The organism is Mesorhizobium sp. P2_E10 (assembly GCF_056404235.1).
In genome coordinates this window covers 64,229-79,702 of the sequence record NZ_JBFUEK010000005.1, presented here as the reverse complement: position 1 = coordinate 79,702, position 15,474 = coordinate 64,229, and the positions used below count along the sequence as shown (strand labels likewise).

Here is a 15,474-nt window from a genome sequence, read left to right as displayed (position 1 = left end):
ATAGTGCGCGCCGTAGCATCCGTTGTTTGATGAAACTTCGCGGCGTTTTTGGTCTGAACGTGCAGCGGCTTCGACGAGAGAGAAAACTCTCTCAGGAGCAGCTGTCTTTCGTTTCGGGCCGCACGCGCGCCTATATCAGCAGCGTCGAGGCCGGCCGGCGCAACGCCACGCTGGATACAGTCGAAATTCTCGCCAAGGCATTGAATGTCGAGCCACAAGAGTTGGTTTCGGCGAGCCCTTCAAGTAAGCGAGCTATTCGGGTGTCGAAACCGGCCGCTTCAAAGTCGACCGATTGAAGCCAGACTTCCACAATGCAGTGCTGACCGGATTTTCACTTATCTCGTCTTTGTGATACCTGATTGACTCCTTTAGTGTACATTCGCTGCGCATCCTATTGAAGATGGTATCTAGACAGCCATAGGTTGTTTCGCGGGGTAGGGCCTGACTGTGGTTGAGGTCTGCCAATGGAGAACCAAACTGTTGTCGACTTGTTTGCAGCGATCTCGAAGATCGACACGGCACGCTCGGCTGATGCAATCCTTCAGGAGTTCCGCTTCGCCATGGAGCGCTACGGATTGCGCAATTTTCTGATCACCGGACTGCCTGTGCCGCACGGCACGGACTGGCAGCGTGAAATTCTTGCCGATGGCTGGTCTCCTGAATGGCATCGTCGCTACGGCACCGAGGCGTATTTTTTGTGCGATCCTTGTGTCGCCCAGTGCCGGCACTCGCCAGAGCCTTTTCGATGGGCCGAGCTGCCGGTCGCAAGGCTGGTTCCACGCGCGAAGCTGGTGATGGACGAGGCGGCCGAGTTCGGGATGAAAGAAGGCATCTGCGTCCCAATTCATGTCCCATTGGCCGGGCCAGGCGTCGTTACGATGGCGAGTGACCGGATGGACGTTCCGCCAAGCGCCATGCCTCTTATCGAGACGCTTTGCGTGCATACGTTTCGCAGCCTCTCAGGGCTGGGAACACCCGGCGATGACGATGAGCCCACGCCCTTGACGGCGCGCGAGCGTGAACTCCTGGAGTGGAGCGCGCAAGGCAAATCCACCGAGGACATCGCTTGTATCCTCGGCGTTACCAAGAACACGGTCGAAAGCCATCAGCGCAACATTCGAGGAAAACTCGATGCGATCAACGTCGCGCATGCCATCGTCAAAGCGCTGCGACGGCAGGAAATCCAGATTTAGCAATACCTGAATACCGTCATACGTACGGCCAGTCCGTTTTCCTACGACCCTCCGCCTGGAGGCGTCATGGTTCGTATGCATTTGGTCACTTGGGATAATAGGAAGCACTACAGGAAAGTTCTGGAGCGCTATTTTCGGATACGGTACGACATTTACGTCAAGCAGAGGCGATGGCGCGCCGTCGCCCGGCCCATCAACATCGAGATCGACGCCTTCGACAACGAGCATACGCTTTATGTTCTGGCGCTTGACACCAACGGCAAGATCGTTGGCGGCTCCCGTCTCGTGCCGACGCTGGAGCCGCATCTCATGAGCGAGGTCTTCCCGGTTCTCGCCGGCGGAAGGCCTCCGAGAGCAGCTGAAATCTTCGAATGGACGCGTTTCTTCGTCGTTCCATCGCTTCGCACGCAAGGCGCCCCGTCGCCGATCGCCGGCGTCGTTCTTTGCGGTCTGCTCGAGACCGCGCAAAGCCTGGGGATTCGACAGATCAGCGTGGTGTGCGAGACCTTCTGGCCAAAACGGCTGCGCGCGCTTGGCTGGAGGCTCACCGAACTCGGCGAGGTTCTCGAACATCCCGACGGCGACATCATCGCGCTGCTGATCGATGTCACGCCCGAGGCTGTTGAACAGACGCGCCGCGCTTACGGCATCAGCGGCGTCATACTTGCCGACAAGATCTAGAACGATACCAATCGCCGGCTGAAGCTCGCCAGCCGGCGACCGCCGATCGATCGCGTGACCGTCGTTGGGCCGCCCGACGCGCAGCCCGCCAATGGCCTGGCGGTCGACTTCGTTGTTGAGTCCGATCGTACTCAACTGAGTGAGATCCTCCAGCGGGTGCGGGACGGACGACTGCGGACGAACATCGGCAACATCTCGACCCTCGACGATGCCGTTTCCGCCTTCAACCCGACCGAGCGACGCTCGGGGAAGACGATCATCCGCGTTCGTCCGTGAGCGACACGCGCCTATCGATGCACGCGGCCAGCCGGCGCTATCCAGATCGGCCGGCTGCGTCTTATCAGACGCACCGGTGGCAACCTGGGAAGGCAGCCATGGCCCCTGGCGTGAGATGTCGAACGGGCTCAATCTGTACGATGTCCGTTTTCAGATACCATGATTGGGCAGCTCTGCTACCGACGTGATGCGCATTGCGGTCCGGCAGCCTTTGGGCCGCTCCGGACCGTCGGGTTCAGAGACGAACGAGCCAGAAAGGTGCCGGTTCGGTGCGGCCCCTATCGTTGCTGCGACAGCCTGACCGGCTTATGCGGACCGTCCCGTGATCAATCCTACTTCAGGCCTTGCGCTATCCGGATTGCGCCAGGCATGCGCCGCAACGCCAGCATCGCTGCGACGCCAAGCATCGGGCCGGGCGCCAGGACCAGGAAGCTCCAGCGCCAACCGACCGCCACCGCCACCGAACCGGTCAGATGGATGGCAACGAGGGTGAGCGCGACGCCGATGCTCAACTGTAGGGAAAGCGCCGTGCCGACATAGCGCGGATCGCTCAATTCGGTTGCCATCGTCGAGAACTGGGCGGAATCGCCGATGACAGTCGTTCCCCAGAGAATTGCGACGGCGGCAAACAACCAGAGCGGACCGGAGAAGGTCAGGCCTATTGTCAGCGCGCAGAGACCTGAGACCGCCATCATCGCAGCCGCCGTTGCGGTGCGGCCGATATGATCAGCCACGATACCGCCGACGATCGAGCCGATCCCGCCCGATGCCACAACGAAGAATGCCAGCAAGGAGGCTGCTCGAGGGCCATCAACGCCCAGACTAGGGCTGCCCGCCCTGATGTAGGCCAGTATCCAGCCCCACATGGCATAGAGTTCCCACATGTGTCCGAGGTAGCCGAGATTGGTGAGCATCAGCGCGCGGTTGCCCAGCAACGTTTTGATGTGGCGTGGGTCGAAGGACGACTTGGCAAAAGGATGGGGCCCTTCCTCGCCGAGCCAGAAGATCAACAACGCACCCGCCAACGCCGCGAGGGAGGTCGCTACGATGACGTCCTGCCATGCGAGCTCGGCGGCTTGCGCGGATACCAGATGGGGAAAGGCAGAACCAAGCGTCAGTGCCGCGAGGAGAACGCCGAGCGCCGTCCCCCGCCCGCGACTGAACCAGGTCGACGCCAGTTTCAGCGCGGGCGGATAAACGCCCGCCAGCGCCATGCCGGTGACAAAACGGGCCGCCAGCAGGAGGCCAATGGAGGGCGCGAACAGCAGAAAGAGGTTGGCGGCGGCCGCCATCAAGGCACTGACGCCGATCACCTTGCGGAGCGAGACCATATCCAGCAGGCCGGCTATGCTAAAGGCCAATGCACTGGTCGCAAAGCCGATCTGCACGTCACCGGTGATCCAGGCGCCCTGCGCCGGAGAAAGGTCCCAGTGTCGTGTAAGTTGCGGCGCGATCGCCGTTGCGGAAAACCACGTGGTCATCGGCAGGAAGGCGCCGACCGAGATAACCGTCAACATCAACCAGCGCCGGGCGGCGCTGGTTGCGGTGACGTTCGCCACGTCGTCCATGTCCACCGGTTCAAGCTGCAATGGAGCCCTGCAGGCGCTTGAGGACCGTTAGCAGGTCGGCCGGGTCGGGTCTGCGTGTGTAGTCTGGGCTGACTTCGGCATAGGCGATGATCCCATCCTGTCCGAGCACGAAGCGAGCGGGCATCGGCAATGTCCATGAAGGGTCTTCGTTGATCAGCGGCAGATCGACGCCGAAGCTCCGGTACAACGCGATCAGATCGTCTGGCAGACGAAACCGCAGGCCGAAGGCGTCGGCAACCGCACCCTCGGGATCGCTCAGCATCGGGAACGCTATCTGCTTGTCGCGCTTGGCCTTGCTGCCGTTCGCCAGCGATTGCGGGGAGATGGAAACCAATTGTGCGCCTGTAGCCTGGATTGCCGGCCAGGCTTCCTGCAAGGCGCCGAGCTCGATGTTGCAATAGGGGCACCAGACACCGCGATAGAAACTGAGCACCAGCGGCCCGCGGGCAAGCAGATCGCCCGATGCGACAGAACCGCCATCGGCCTCCGACAATGTGAAGGCCGGGGCGACGGCACCTGCCTTCAAAGCTTGATCGGCTCGGCTGGACGCTATGAGCTCAGCGGTCGCGCGATGCATGATCTCGACCGCTTGCTTGGGGGCCTTGCCTTCAAAATCGGCTTTGAAGGCATCGAGTTTTTCCTGAAGAGACATCGGACACTCCAAAATCGTGACCGCATTGCTTGCGGCGGAATGTCCTCGCCTATTTCCAAAGGGAGGGGTAGCTTACCGCAAAGCATACCAATCATCCGGAAAACGAATGGCTGACAGGTTGCAGGAGCTCGAAGTGTTCGTGCGGGTGGCGGAGCGTGGCAACCTTTCGCGGGTCGCCCGCGAAATCGGCCTGTCGCAGCCTTCGGTGTCGCGGATCCTGAACGATCTGGAGGCGCGCATCGGCGCCCGTCTCCTCGTCCGCACCAGCCGAAAGGTCGGTCTGACCGAGGCGGGGCATGGTTATCTCGAGCAGGTTCGGCCGCTGCTTGCCGAGCTTGGGGCGGCTGCCGACACCGCGGCCGGCAATGAGGAGTTGCGCGGGCTTTTGCGCGTCGAGCTGTCGGTCACTTTTGCCATGCGGGCGCTCATTCCGCGGCTGCCCGGCCTTCTTGCCGAGCATCCCAACCTCTCCGTCGAACTGATGATGGACGATCGAAGGCGCAGCCTTGTCGAGGAAGGTGCCGATGTCGCGGTGAGGCTCGGTCTGCTCGATAGTTCCAGCCTGATGGCGCGCAAGGTCGGGCAGACCCCGAGATTGCTGGTGGCCTCACCGGATTACATCGCCCACCACGGCTTGCCGCGCAGCCCTGCCGATCTGGTTCAACACGAGGTCATCTTCGGTCCTTCCGACAGCACCGGAGCAACCTTTCAGGAGCTGATCGGTCCAGAAATCAGTTTTACCCTTCCGGAAAGCCCGCGCATCAGGGTCTCGAGTTCGGCCGGAGTCACCGCCTGCGTGCTAGCCGGGCTTGGCGTGGCCTTCGGTTCCGGCTGGATGTTCAATGCCGAACTCGCGGACGGCCGCCTTCGCCGGCTGCTACCGGAGATTCCGCTGCCGTCCATCCCCATCCATGTCCTGTTCCCGGCCGGGCGCCAGCCGAGCAAACGGGCAAGAGGGTTTGCCGATTGGCTAAGCAGATCGCTCGGTTCGTCATGACTCTAGATTGTCAGAGTCTTGATTGTCTTGCCGTCAGCGCCCATTCGCACCATGGTGCAGGCCACTTTGCTGAAAACGATTTATTGCGTTAATCTTCGAATATGCACCATCGCTGATAGATCATTTCGCTGAGGGGGCGAAAATTCATGGAGATGCAGCAGGTCCGCTATTTTCTGGCCCTGTCCAACACGCTTAATTTCACCAGAGCAGCGGAAGAGTGCAATGTCACGCAGCCGGCACTGACGCGCGCAATCAAGACCCTTGAAGACGAATTGGGTGGGGAGCTGCTTCGGCGCGAGCGCCAGCATTCCCATCTGACCGAGCTCGGCCGGCGCATGCTGCCTCTGCTGCAACAATGCTACGATGCTGCGACTTCCGCAAAATCTCTTGCCAAGGCTGTGCAGAGCAGCGACGTGGCGCCTCTCAACGTTACCATTTCCAACAGCGTCAACATAGCTCTACTGGTCTCACCCTTCACTGAGCTTTTCCGGGCCTACCCAGGCGTGCATCTCAAGATCAGTCGCGGGTCGCCTACCGCTGTCATCGAGGCCCTGAAAAACGGCGAGGTCGAACTGGCGGTTGCCGGTCCGCTGGGACAGGCTTGGGATCGGCTCGACACCTGGCCGCTTTTCCAGGAGGGGATCGAGCTCGTCGTGAACTCCGATCACCCTCTCGCCCGCCGAAACGAAGCGGATGTAGCGCTGAGCCAGTTAGCCGCAGAACCCGTGCTCAGTCGGATCGACTGGGAAACGAGCGAAGATCTGTCGCGCGGTCTCTCGGCCAAAGGGATTAAGCCTCGCACCACACATGAGGTTGAAACCGACCAGGATTTGCTGGCGCTGCTGGAAGCCAATGCAGGCGTTGGCTTTGTCTCGATGACCGCACCCCGCTCGCCCAACGTCCGCAGACTCAAGCTGCGTGATCTGGATGTTTCTCGGATCGTCGCCGTCTACGCAGTCGCCGGCCGACATCGCTCGCAGGTGGCCGTGACGCTCCTCAACCTCCTGCGATCAACCGACTGGTCGACATTTGGCGTCAGCGAGCCCGCCTGAGCGCCGCGATCAAGTCGTCGATGTCCATCCGCCGACGATAGTCGGGATCGACGAACCGATCTGTGATGATGCCATCAGTTCCAACGACGAAAGTAGCAGGGATCGGCAGGAACCAGCTGCTGTTGCCCTGATAGGTCGGCAGATCGAGGCCGAGGCCCATCAACCGCTCCATCTCGGCTCCCACCCAGATCGCCAGGTTGAGGGACAAAGCGTAGCCATTGTCCATGTCCGTCAGGAAAGGAAACTGAGCACCGACCGAGGCCTTCATTGCCTTTGCGAATTTGCGCCGCTCCGGCATGATCACCACGATTTGGCCGCGCAGCGTCGAAATCTCTTGTTGGGCTTCGACGATGCCGATCGCATTCAGGCGGCAATAGGGACACCAATGTCCGCGCTGAAAGGTAATGACGGCCGGCCCGTGGCTAAGGATTTCAGATAGGCTCACGAGCCTGCCCTCGTCATCGGGCAGCAGGAATGCGGGCATAACATCGCCGGGGGCGGGTGCACTTGCGCCAGCTCCCTGCTCCCGGAGGCGCGCTACCAGGCGGTCAACCGCGTCAGCGAAATCCGCGTTCAGTCGGCGCACTGCCCTGGCAATCACCGCCAGCCGCTGGTTGAGAGGCGCATCGAGTTCTATGGCAGCCTGGACGGACTGTTCAAATGTCATTGGTTGGTCGTCGGCGGCCATGTCTGCACTTTCGCAATTTTCAAACAGCCTATCATTGAAGCCCCGTGAATGCGGCCATGCTTTTCCTGCATGGAGTCGATGCCTTGCGTGCATCGAACCCTCGCAAGTTCATCTTCTGTTCGGTATTGCGGGGTGAATCGTTACAGCATGTTCCCGATATCTGAGGTCCGCCAGGCTGCACGCCTCTACTATCGCTATCGACAGCCCGGGAATGCATATACTCGCCTTCCCGAGACTCAATGCAGTTTCACTCGCGGCCTGGCGCGGCGTGACAGGGAACCGATTGCCGTCTCCAGCACGGTCTTGAAGGTCCCGTTCACCGCACAAAGGTGCATCTGGTAGAGCAAGCGATACATCAGCCGGGCAAGCAAACCCTCGACCTTCAGTCCGCCCGCCAGGCTGCCGAAGGTGCCGTAGTCTGCCAGTGAAACGAGAGAACCGTAGTCGCGGTAACGGAACGCGGGCGCCGCCTGCCCTTCGAGGCGTGCCGCAATCACCTTGACCATATGATCGGCTTGCTGATGGGCCGTCTGGGAGCGTGGCGGCAAGGGATCTTCGCTGCCGGGCAACACACAATTCGCGCAGTCGCCGATCGCAAACACGCTTTCATCTCCCTTTGCCCGTAGCGTCGCATCCACGACCACGCGATTGATGCGATCTGTATCGAGGCCGTCGAGTTGCCTCAAAAAATCCGGCGCTTTGATCCCGGCGGACCACACGACGAGTTCGGCCGGAACGAATAGCTTCTCGCCAAGCCTGATACCGTCTTCTGTCACTTCGGTGACCTTGATGCCGCATCGGATCTGCACGCCCAGGTCAACGAGCCGGCGCGCGGAAGAGCGCGCGAGGTGTTCCGGCAAAGCCGGCAGGATGCGCGGTCCCGCCTCGACGATGGTGATGCGGATCAGCCTTTCGAAATCGATGTTGTCGAGATTGTGCGAGGCAATTTCGCGCATCGACTTGTGCAACTCGGCGGCCAGTTCAACGCCGGTGGCCCCAGCGCCAACGATGACGCAATGGAGCTGACCCGGCGAAAGCTTCTCGTATTGCGCGTTCGCTCGCAGGCAGGCGTCAATCATGCGCTTGTTGAAACGGGAGGCCTGACTGGTCGTGTCGAGCGCAATGGCATGACGTGCCGCCCCCGGGGTGCCGAAATCGTTGCTGACGCTGCCCACGGCCAGCACCAGCGTGTCGTAGCCCAGCACCCGTGGGGGAATGATCTGCCTGCCGTCGTCGTCGAAGCTCGGCGCCACAAAAACCTGGTGTTTGGCGCGGTCAATGCCGACGACTTCGCCGATCCGGTAGCGGTAGTGGTGCCTGCTGGCATGTGCGATGTATTCCACCGCATCGCTCGACGGATTCAACGTACCGGACGCCACCTCGTGCAGAAGTGGCTTCCAGACATGTGTGCGATTGCGATCGACGAGCGTTATGGAAAGCCGCCGCTTGCCGAATTTCCTGCCGAGCCGTGTTGCCAACTCGAGTCCACCGGCACCTCCGCCGACGATGACTACGCGATGCCGTGAACTGTCGGCATGGGATGGCGTCTCCGCTATCGTGCGGAAGAGCGCGGCATTGTTGGCGAGCACAGCTTCCGGAACCAGCCGCATCCCGGGAGTGATGATCTGCATCGGTATTCTCCGTCTTCTTCTCGGCGCCGCGATCGAACGATCACTCTTGCGATTCGTGGATGACGATGCCCTGCAGCATGTCGACGTCGCATTCCCACGGCTTCTCCGAGAGGACGCGCTGGCCGTGCTCGTATCCGGCCTGCCAGCGCGTGCGGATGCCGGCGCGGGTGAAGTCGATGTCCTTGGTGTGGTCCTCGCCGTCGAGGCGCGGTGAAAGCAACCGCACAAGGTGCATGACCGACGGGCAGCCATAGGAAGCAAGTTCCTTGAACATCGGATCCTCACGCCGTTCCTCAGGAACCAGCCTTCCCATTTCACGCACGACGTGGCGCAGACGGTGCAATTGCTCCTGCCTGGCAACGTGGCTCCTGCCCCGGCTGGCGTATTGAAGGTCCTTTTGCCGACCCATGACCTGCCAGATCGATTTCGGCTCGGTGGCGCGAGGCTGCCACATATTGACGGCAAAGATCAGCGAGTCGCGCCGCGGATGCGCGTCGAGCACGACCTCGATGGGCGTGTTCGAATAGATGCCACCATCCCAATAGGGCTCGCCGTCGATACAGACGGCCGGAAACGCCGGCGGCAAGGCGCCCGACGCCATGATGTGCGCCGCCGACAGGGTCATCTCTCGGGTGTCGAAGTATTTGAGCTCACTGGTGTTGACGTTGACCGCGCCGACCGTCAGGCGGGTATGGCGCCGGTTGAGATAGTCGAAGTCGATCAAGTCATTCAGCGTCCTCTTGAGCGGATCGGTCGTGTAGTAGGAGGCATTCTCGACACCCACTTCGCGGTTCACTCCGAACATGGCGCTTGGATTCGGTTCGAAGAATCCCGGTATGCCCCGCATCACGGTGCCCATATTGGCGAAGACATTGCTTGGAACCATCATCCGGAAAAACTCATCGAGAGGGCTGATACGGCTGACGCCTTCCCAGAATTCCTGGAGCCTCGCCAGCCGAACCGTAGGTTCGTTTCCGGCAATCAACGCCGCGTTGATGGCGCCGATCGAGGTGCCGATGACCCAATCCGGCTCGATCCCGCCTTCGACGAGCGCCTGGTAGACACCAGCCTGGTAGGCACCTAGGGCGCCGCCGCCTTGCAGCACCAACACCGTCTGCCGCTGGACGGCAGCATCGGTCACATGGGCGACCTCCGGCAAAGGGTCAGCGGTCGAGGGATTTCGGGTGATCTTGTTCATGGTTTTTGCTCCTCGTTGCCGGTTCAATGAGCGGTCCAGCCGCCTTCGATCGGGATGATGGCGCCGGTGATCGAGGCCGCATCGGTGGAGGCCAGGAACAGGCAAAGCGCCGCAACCTGGGCTACGGTCACGAACTGCTTGGTTGGCTGGGCCGCCAGGAGCACATCCTTGATGACCTGCTCCTCCGTGATACCGCGGGCCTTGGCCGTATCCGGTATCTGCTTCTCGACCAGCGGGGTGAGCACGTATCCGGGGCAAACCGCATTGACGGTGATACCCTGTTCGGCAACCTCCAGTGCGACCGTCTTGGTCAGACCGGCGACACCGTGCTTGGCAGCGACATAGGCCGATTTATAAGGCGAGGCGACAAGGGCGTGGGCCGACGCAACATTGATGATGCGGCCCCATTTGCGTTCTTTCATTGCCTGCAGCGCGCGCCGGATCGTGTAGAATGACGACATCAGGTCGATCGCCACGACTGCTTCAAATTTTTCGATCGGAAAGTCATCGATCGGTGCGACGTGCTGGATGCCGGCATTGTTGACGAGAATGTCGACTGCGCCGAACTCGGCGATTGCCTTATCCATCATGGCGGTGATCGCGCTGCCCTTGCTCATGTCCGCGCCGTCGTAGCGAACGATCACGCCGTGGTCGGTGGCGAGCCTGGCGCGTAGCTTCTCGATCTCCGTGGCATCGCCGAAACCGTTGAGAACAATGTTGCAGCCCTTCGCGGCGAAGGCTTCGGCAATGCCTTGGCCAATGCCGCTGGTCGAGCCTGTGATCAGTGCCGTCTTTCCTCTGAGCATCGTTGTTTCCTACGGTTGAAGCTGCAGCCGAAATGGCCTGCAAACGGCTGCGAGCAACGGGCGTTAGCACCGGGTCTCGACTTCTGGGCAAAGTATGGCGGCTGGCTCGGGACAGCGGAAATGCCGTTGAGACATGGATTCGATAGCCCACAGTCAGATCGTCGATCTGCGCCTGGGATATCAATCGCCGGATCGGGTTGTTTGACGTTGGGGCAACTAGTAAGATCATCCGGCAATGCGGGTCGTGCCGTATGCCAGCCGCTGGGGGAGCGTGCAGTGGAGATCAGCCAGGTCAGGTATTTCTTGGCCGTCGCCAAGGAACTGAATTTCACCAGGGCGGCCGAGCTGTGCAACGTTACGCAGCCGGCACTGTCACGCGCGATCAAGCTGCTCGAAGACGAGTTCGGCGGCGCGCTTTTTCACCGTGAACGGCGCTTCACTCATCTGACGGAACTCGGTCGCATGGTCGAGACCTATCTCGAAGGCGTTTTCGAGAACTCCCGGCAGGCAAAGCAGATCGCCGAGCAATATGTGCACCTGAAGAAGACGCCGCTCAGGGTCGGAATCATGAGCACGATTGCTCCGGATGAAATCATCGAACTCATCTCGTCCCTGCGCACGCACCATCCGGGCGTGGAGCTGCATCTTTGCGATGCCGATGCACCGAGCTTGCGCAAACGACTGCTCGGAGGAGATCTCGAGGCAGCAATTTACGCGTTGCCGTCAAACGTGCCCGATGAGGAAGTTCACTCCTTGCCGCTGTTTCAGGAGCAGATGGTGATGGCCGTTCATCTGAACCATAGGCTGGCCAACCAGCGTAGCGTGCGCGTGACGGATATGAGCAATGAGACCTACATCCACCGCAATAATTGCGAATTTGCCGGTTATGCGGACGCCATTCTTTCCGAGCAGGGTGTCACCGTCAGCCCCGTTTACTGGAGCGATCGCGACGATTGGACACTCGCGATGATCGCTGCCGGGCTTGGTTTCGGATTCATGCCCGAGCATACCGCCAAGCACCCCGGAGTGGTGCCGTTGCCGATCACCGATCCGGAATTCTGGCGCGAGGTCAATCTTGTCACAGTGCGTGGCCGCAGGCATTCGCCGGCGGTTGGCGCACTCGTGCGCGAGGCCACGCAGAAGAAGTGGTTCGGCGAACGTGCAAAGGCGTTGTCCGCCGCCGAATAGCCTCCGCGCGCATGCCAGGGCGATGAGCCTCCGGCTCCGGTCCACACGCTCAGTTCTTCCTGATTGTCGAGGTCACGGACTGGATGACCTCGGTTGCCATCTTGAACTGCGGAGCGCGGTCAGTGATGCCATGGCGCTTGGCGATCCAGTCGAAATCGCTGTATGCGGCGTAAACCGTCCCATCAGCAGTCTGGTAGACCAGCACGCGCACCGGCCAGTCGAGACCGGCTTCGGGATTGGATGTGATGAAGGTTGTGCCGAGCGCCGGGTTGCCGAACATCACCAGCCGCGACGGCCTGACATCGTTGCCGGCATTATTGCCAAGCTTTGCCTGGTCGATGACGCCGAAGAATTTGATGCCCTTCTTGAGGACATCTTTTTTGATGCGGGCGACGGTTTCAGTGACGGAATAGTCGCTCTTCACGGTGACAACGCCTTCCGAAGCGGCGGCTGGGACGGCGAGCGCCACAATCATGGCGGCGCCGGCAATCATGGTCTTCAGGTAGTTGGTCATGTCAGTCTCCTTTGTTGGATGGTCAAATTTCGGGGTGCTAGGTCTTTGGTGTTTGCAGCATGCGCGCGACCACGATCGCACCAGCGAGGACCGCGGCGAGCACCGCCACACATGCGGTCCAGCCGATCCGGTCGTAGATTTGGCCGATGACAAAGCTGCCGGCGAGCCCGCCCGCATAATAGGAGGCGAGGTAGATGCCGCTTGCGGCGGCTCGGTCGCGCGAGGCGGTCCGGCTGACGTGCCCCGTGGCTAACGCCTGCGCCAGGAAGGTGCCGATGGCGACCAGCGCCATCCCGGCAAGAACGATCGGCAGGCGAGGTGTGAGCAGCAGAAGCAAACCCAGGATCGCCAGCGCAAGCGTAGCGCCGATGCCGATCCGTGGGCCCAGGCCCGCAGCGACATGCCCGGCGAGCGGAGTGGTCAGCATGGAGGGCAGGAAGACGAAATACACCAGCCCCAGTGCCATCGGCGACAGCGATAGCGGCGCAGCGACGAGCTGGAAGTTCACATAGGTGAAGGTGCCGATGAAGACGAAGAGGATCAGGAAGGCGATCACGAAACAAGCGCGCAGTTCGGGATTTTCCAGCGGGCCCTTCCAGGACGCACGGGCAGATTGACCTTCGGCGCGCATAGTTGCGGAGGTCTTCTGGAGCGTGAACCAAACGAGCGCCGCGCCAAATAGATTGAGGGCCGCGAAGGTCAGGAAGTTGGTGGAGATGCCGAACGTGTCGGCGACGGCAGCCGACATCAGTCGCCCGAAGAAGTTGCTGGCGACATTGCCCGTCACGTAGGCGGCGAGCGCACTGGTCGTCTGCCGTGCGGAGAAATGTTCTGCCAGGTAGGCCATCGTCAGCGTGAACGCAGTCGACATGCACAGGCCTTGCGCTACGCGCAGGAGGGCGAAGATGACTATGCTGTCAGTCTGCGAAAGCAGTGTCGTCGGGATCGCCAATATGGCCAGACTGATCCAGATACCGTTGCGGCGATCAATCCCGCGCCCGAAGAGGGCAACGGCGATACCTGCCACCGCCATGCCGAATGTGCTGGCGTTGACGGCGAAGCCCATGGTTGCACGGCTGACGCCGAATTTTATCACCAGTGAGGGCAGTATTGCCTGGGTGGCGAACAGATCGACAAGCGTAAGAAATGCGATCAGCGCAACCAGGCCGAAGCGCCAGCTGTCGGCAGCCACAATGCGCAGCCGAGTCGGTTGCGTGTGTTCACTCATCGTCATGACAGGGCGCTCCGTGGCCACACGTCCCCAGGCGACCGCCCGAGGACGCATTTTCAGTTGCTGATGCTGGTATCTGCTCGCCGCAGGCGCGGCTCACATCATGTGGTCGTCGGGCATCGCGGGCGGCAGGACATCGGCGGAATAGAGCACGGCGGGCACCTTGCCGTTGTTCTTCCACCAATGGGCGAGCTGGCCGAACTCGGCCGTCACATCACCAGCCGGGTGCTCGATGCCCACTTTACAGGTGCTGCGGTATTCGGTGATCGAACCTTCGACGATCAGGATGTTGGCCGGGCGAACATTGTGCTCATGCCACGGCACGACGCCGCCCGGCTGAACGACGAGCTTGCGAAGGCGCAGCATATTGCCTTTCCAGGCTTCGCCCTTGCTGCTCAGATCGATCGCCGAGAGAACCGTGTCGGTAACGCCAACCGGCTTGCTGGGATGGTCCTGGATGTCGGTCGTCGCGGCCTGGCCGGCAGGGCAGTCGCCAGCGAAGGCTGGAGCAGAGGAAAAAGCAGCGGTTGCCGAAAGCAGACCTATCGCAAGCGCAAGTTTGAGTTTCTTGGTAGCCATATCGTATTTCTCCTTTGTCGGTGCCCAAACGCGGGAGGCGGGGCATGACGAGGAGAGTGACGGGAGCGATCCGAAAAGAGAAATGCTGACTGGCTCTGAAATCGATACCTGAAAACTATCGTCGACCATCACAACTGCATATGATGCACACGCGGCAAACCGCCACGCGCGATCCTTAATTCTTCGATTTTGCTTCAGGCAGCGGTCTTTTGGATGGCCTGGACAATTGCGCTCTCGGGCCAGCCATGCGCCTTGACGCTGTTTACGAAAGCCGATGCCGCGGGCGAGAACCTGCGCCCCGCAACGACAACCAGGGATACTTCCCGCCAGACCTCAGGATCAATGACGGGACGAACCTGCAACCCCGGGATCACCGCACTGAATTCCGGGATGAAGCAGATGCCTAGCCCTCCCGACACCATATTCTGGATCCAGTCCTCGCGTTCGCTGGCGTAGGAGATCCTGAGCTTCACGCCCCGATCCGTGCAAAGACCCGCGAGGTGATCGCGATACTCGCAATTGAGACGCCTGAGATAATTTTCACCATCGAGTTCGGAGATAGCCACGTTGTCATTGCGAGCCAGCCGGTGGCCATTTGGAAAGGCGAGAACAAAGCGCTCGCGATAAAGCGGTGTGACGTCGAAGCGGTCCGGGAAGCTGTCGCTTGACGCCATGATGGCGACGTCGATCTCGCCGGACTCCAGAAGTTGGGAGAGTGATGCCGGGACGCCCTCAACCAGCTGCAGCTGGATGCCCTGCTGCCGCCGGTTAAAGTCAGTCAGCAGGCCGGTGAAGCGACGGGGGCCGATGGTGCACATGACGCCGACCTTAAGGTTGGCGTTCTCCAGGCACAGGAACCTTGATGCCTCCTGCCGCACTCCAGTCAATTCGTCGAGGATCTGCTGAAAACGGGGGCGAAGCAGCACACCCAGGTCGGTCAGGTGGGTCAAGCTTCGCTCGCGGCGAAACAGCAGCCCTCCGACCTCTTCCTCGAGTTGTTGAATCGCGCGGGACAGAGCCGGCTGAGTGACGTTGCACTTTTCGCCTGCGCGCGTGAAGTTTCGCGTCTCGCACACGGCCAGGAAGTAGCGGATGTGGTGAATGTCCATGCCGATTTGTCCCCGAATTGCAGACTTGGCTGTTCGTGCTTCGGAGACTGCCGCAAGGCTCGCTTTCGCGCCAATGCACTGCGGCTATGA

16 protein-coding genes and 1 pseudogene are annotated in these 15,474 nt (G+C 60.9%); 7 read left to right on the top strand and 10 right to left on the bottom strand.

The window, feature by feature from the left end; all coding sequences use genetic code 11:
• The first annotated feature begins 29 nt into the window (after window positions 1-29).
• The 4 genes and pseudogenes from AC1D0N_RS15095 to AC1D0N_RS15080 all read left to right on the top strand — a co-directional run.
• Window positions 30-296, top strand: coding sequence for a helix-turn-helix domain-containing protein (locus tag AC1D0N_RS15095; RefSeq protein ID WP_477245164.1), 267 nt, complete (start codon window positions 30-32; stop codon window positions 294-296).
• Window positions 297-488: 192 nt separating this feature from the next.
• The gene (locus AC1D0N_RS15090) at window positions 489-1,193 is read left to right on the top strand and encodes a LuxR family transcriptional regulator (RefSeq protein WP_477245162.1); all 705 of its coding nucleotides are present in this window, start codon (window positions 489-491) and stop codon (window positions 1,191-1,193) included.
• A 66-nt stretch (window positions 1,194-1,259) separates the two neighbouring features.
• A complete protein-coding gene (locus AC1D0N_RS15085; protein WP_477245160.1) occupies window positions 1,260-1,874 on the top strand; it encodes an acyl-homoserine-lactone synthase in 615 nt (204 codons plus the stop codon).
• A 54-nt stretch (window positions 1,875-1,928) separates the two neighbouring features.
• Window positions 1,929-2,150, top strand: a pseudogene (locus AC1D0N_RS15080) (NADP-dependent oxidoreductase); the annotation flags it as partial.
• Between the two features lie 332 nt (window positions 2,151-2,482).
• Here AC1D0N_RS15080 and AC1D0N_RS15075 read toward each other — a convergent pair.
• Together AC1D0N_RS15075 and AC1D0N_RS15070 are read right to left on the bottom strand one after the other, a co-directional pair.
• A complete protein-coding gene (locus tag AC1D0N_RS15075) occupies window positions 2,483-3,718 on the bottom strand; it encodes an MFS transporter (RefSeq protein ID WP_477245158.1) in 1,236 nt (411 codons plus the stop codon).
• Between the two features lie 10 nt (window positions 3,719-3,728).
• The gene (locus AC1D0N_RS15070) at window positions 3,729-4,391 is read right to left on the bottom strand and encodes a peroxiredoxin-like family protein (protein ID WP_477245156.1); all 663 of its coding nucleotides are present in this window, start codon (window positions 4,389-4,391) and stop codon (window positions 3,729-3,731) included.
• A gap of 106 nt (window positions 4,392-4,497) precedes the next feature.
• On the opposite strand from AC1D0N_RS15070, the gene AC1D0N_RS15065 reads away from it, so the two are divergent.
• Window positions 4,498-5,388: a LysR family transcriptional regulator gene (locus AC1D0N_RS15065; protein ID WP_477245153.1), complete on the top strand. Its 891-nt coding sequence runs from the start codon at window positions 4,498-4,500 to the stop codon at window positions 5,386-5,388.
• Window positions 5,389-5,534: 146 nt separating this feature from the next.
• Window positions 5,535-6,440 carry a LysR family transcriptional regulator gene (locus tag AC1D0N_RS15060; protein ID WP_477245151.1) on the top strand — a complete coding sequence of 302 codons (906 nt, stop codon included), beginning with the start codon at window positions 5,535-5,537 and terminating at the stop codon, window positions 6,438-6,440.
• Here AC1D0N_RS15060 and AC1D0N_RS15055 read toward each other — a convergent pair.
• The 4 genes from AC1D0N_RS15055 to AC1D0N_RS15040 all read right to left on the bottom strand — a co-directional run bounded on the left by AC1D0N_RS15055 (window position 6,424) and on the right by AC1D0N_RS15040 (window position 10,763).
• Entirely contained in the window at window positions 6,424-7,128 is a 705-nt protein-coding gene (locus tag AC1D0N_RS15055; RefSeq protein WP_477245149.1) for a peroxiredoxin-like family protein, read from the bottom strand. The genes AC1D0N_RS15060 and AC1D0N_RS15055 overlap by 17 nt on opposite strands.
• A 236-nt stretch (window positions 7,129-7,364) precedes the next feature.
• Window positions 7,365-8,759, bottom strand: a complete 1,395-nt coding sequence (locus AC1D0N_RS15050; RefSeq protein ID WP_477245147.1) for an NAD(P)/FAD-dependent oxidoreductase — start codon at window positions 8,757-8,759, stop codon at window positions 7,365-7,367.
• Between the two features lie 40 nt (window positions 8,760-8,799).
• The gene (locus tag AC1D0N_RS15045; protein ID WP_477245145.1) at window positions 8,800-9,957 is read right to left on the bottom strand and encodes a patatin-like phospholipase family protein; all 1,158 of its coding nucleotides are present in this window, start codon (window positions 9,955-9,957) and stop codon (window positions 8,800-8,802) included.
• Between the two features lie 23 nt (window positions 9,958-9,980).
• Window positions 9,981-10,763 (bottom strand): 3-hydroxybutyrate dehydrogenase, encoded by a 783-nt coding sequence (locus tag AC1D0N_RS15040; RefSeq protein WP_477245143.1) that lies wholly within the window; start codon window positions 10,761-10,763, stop codon window positions 9,981-9,983.
• 303 nt (window positions 10,764-11,066) lie between these two features.
• Here AC1D0N_RS15040 and AC1D0N_RS15035 point away from each other — a divergent pair, with 303 nt between their 5' ends.
• Entirely contained in the window at window positions 11,067-11,951 is an 885-nt protein-coding gene (locus AC1D0N_RS15035) for a LysR family transcriptional regulator (protein WP_477245141.1), read from the top strand.
• Between the two features lie 49 nt (window positions 11,952-12,000).
• Here the strand turns inward: AC1D0N_RS15035 and AC1D0N_RS15030 are convergent, their stop codons facing one another.
• From AC1D0N_RS15030 to AC1D0N_RS15015, 4 genes are all read right to left on the bottom strand, one after another.
• Window positions 12,001-12,465, bottom strand: coding sequence for a DUF302 domain-containing protein (locus AC1D0N_RS15030; protein ID WP_477245139.1), 465 nt, complete (start codon window positions 12,463-12,465; stop codon window positions 12,001-12,003).
• 37 nt (window positions 12,466-12,502) lie between these two features.
• Complete coding sequence (locus AC1D0N_RS15025) at window positions 12,503-13,699, bottom strand: MFS transporter (protein WP_477245137.1); 1,197 nt, start codon at window positions 13,697-13,699, stop codon at window positions 12,503-12,505.
• A gap of 93 nt (window positions 13,700-13,792) precedes the next feature.
• Window positions 13,793-14,275 carry a cupin domain-containing protein gene (locus AC1D0N_RS15020; protein ID WP_477245135.1) on the bottom strand — a complete coding sequence of 161 codons (483 nt, stop codon included), beginning with the start codon at window positions 14,273-14,275 and terminating at the stop codon, window positions 13,793-13,795.
• Between the two features lie 194 nt (window positions 14,276-14,469).
• Window positions 14,470-15,384, bottom strand: a complete 915-nt coding sequence (locus AC1D0N_RS15015; protein ID WP_095775296.1) for a LysR family transcriptional regulator — start codon at window positions 15,382-15,384, stop codon at window positions 14,470-14,472.
• Window positions 15,385-15,474 lie beyond the last annotated feature (90 nt).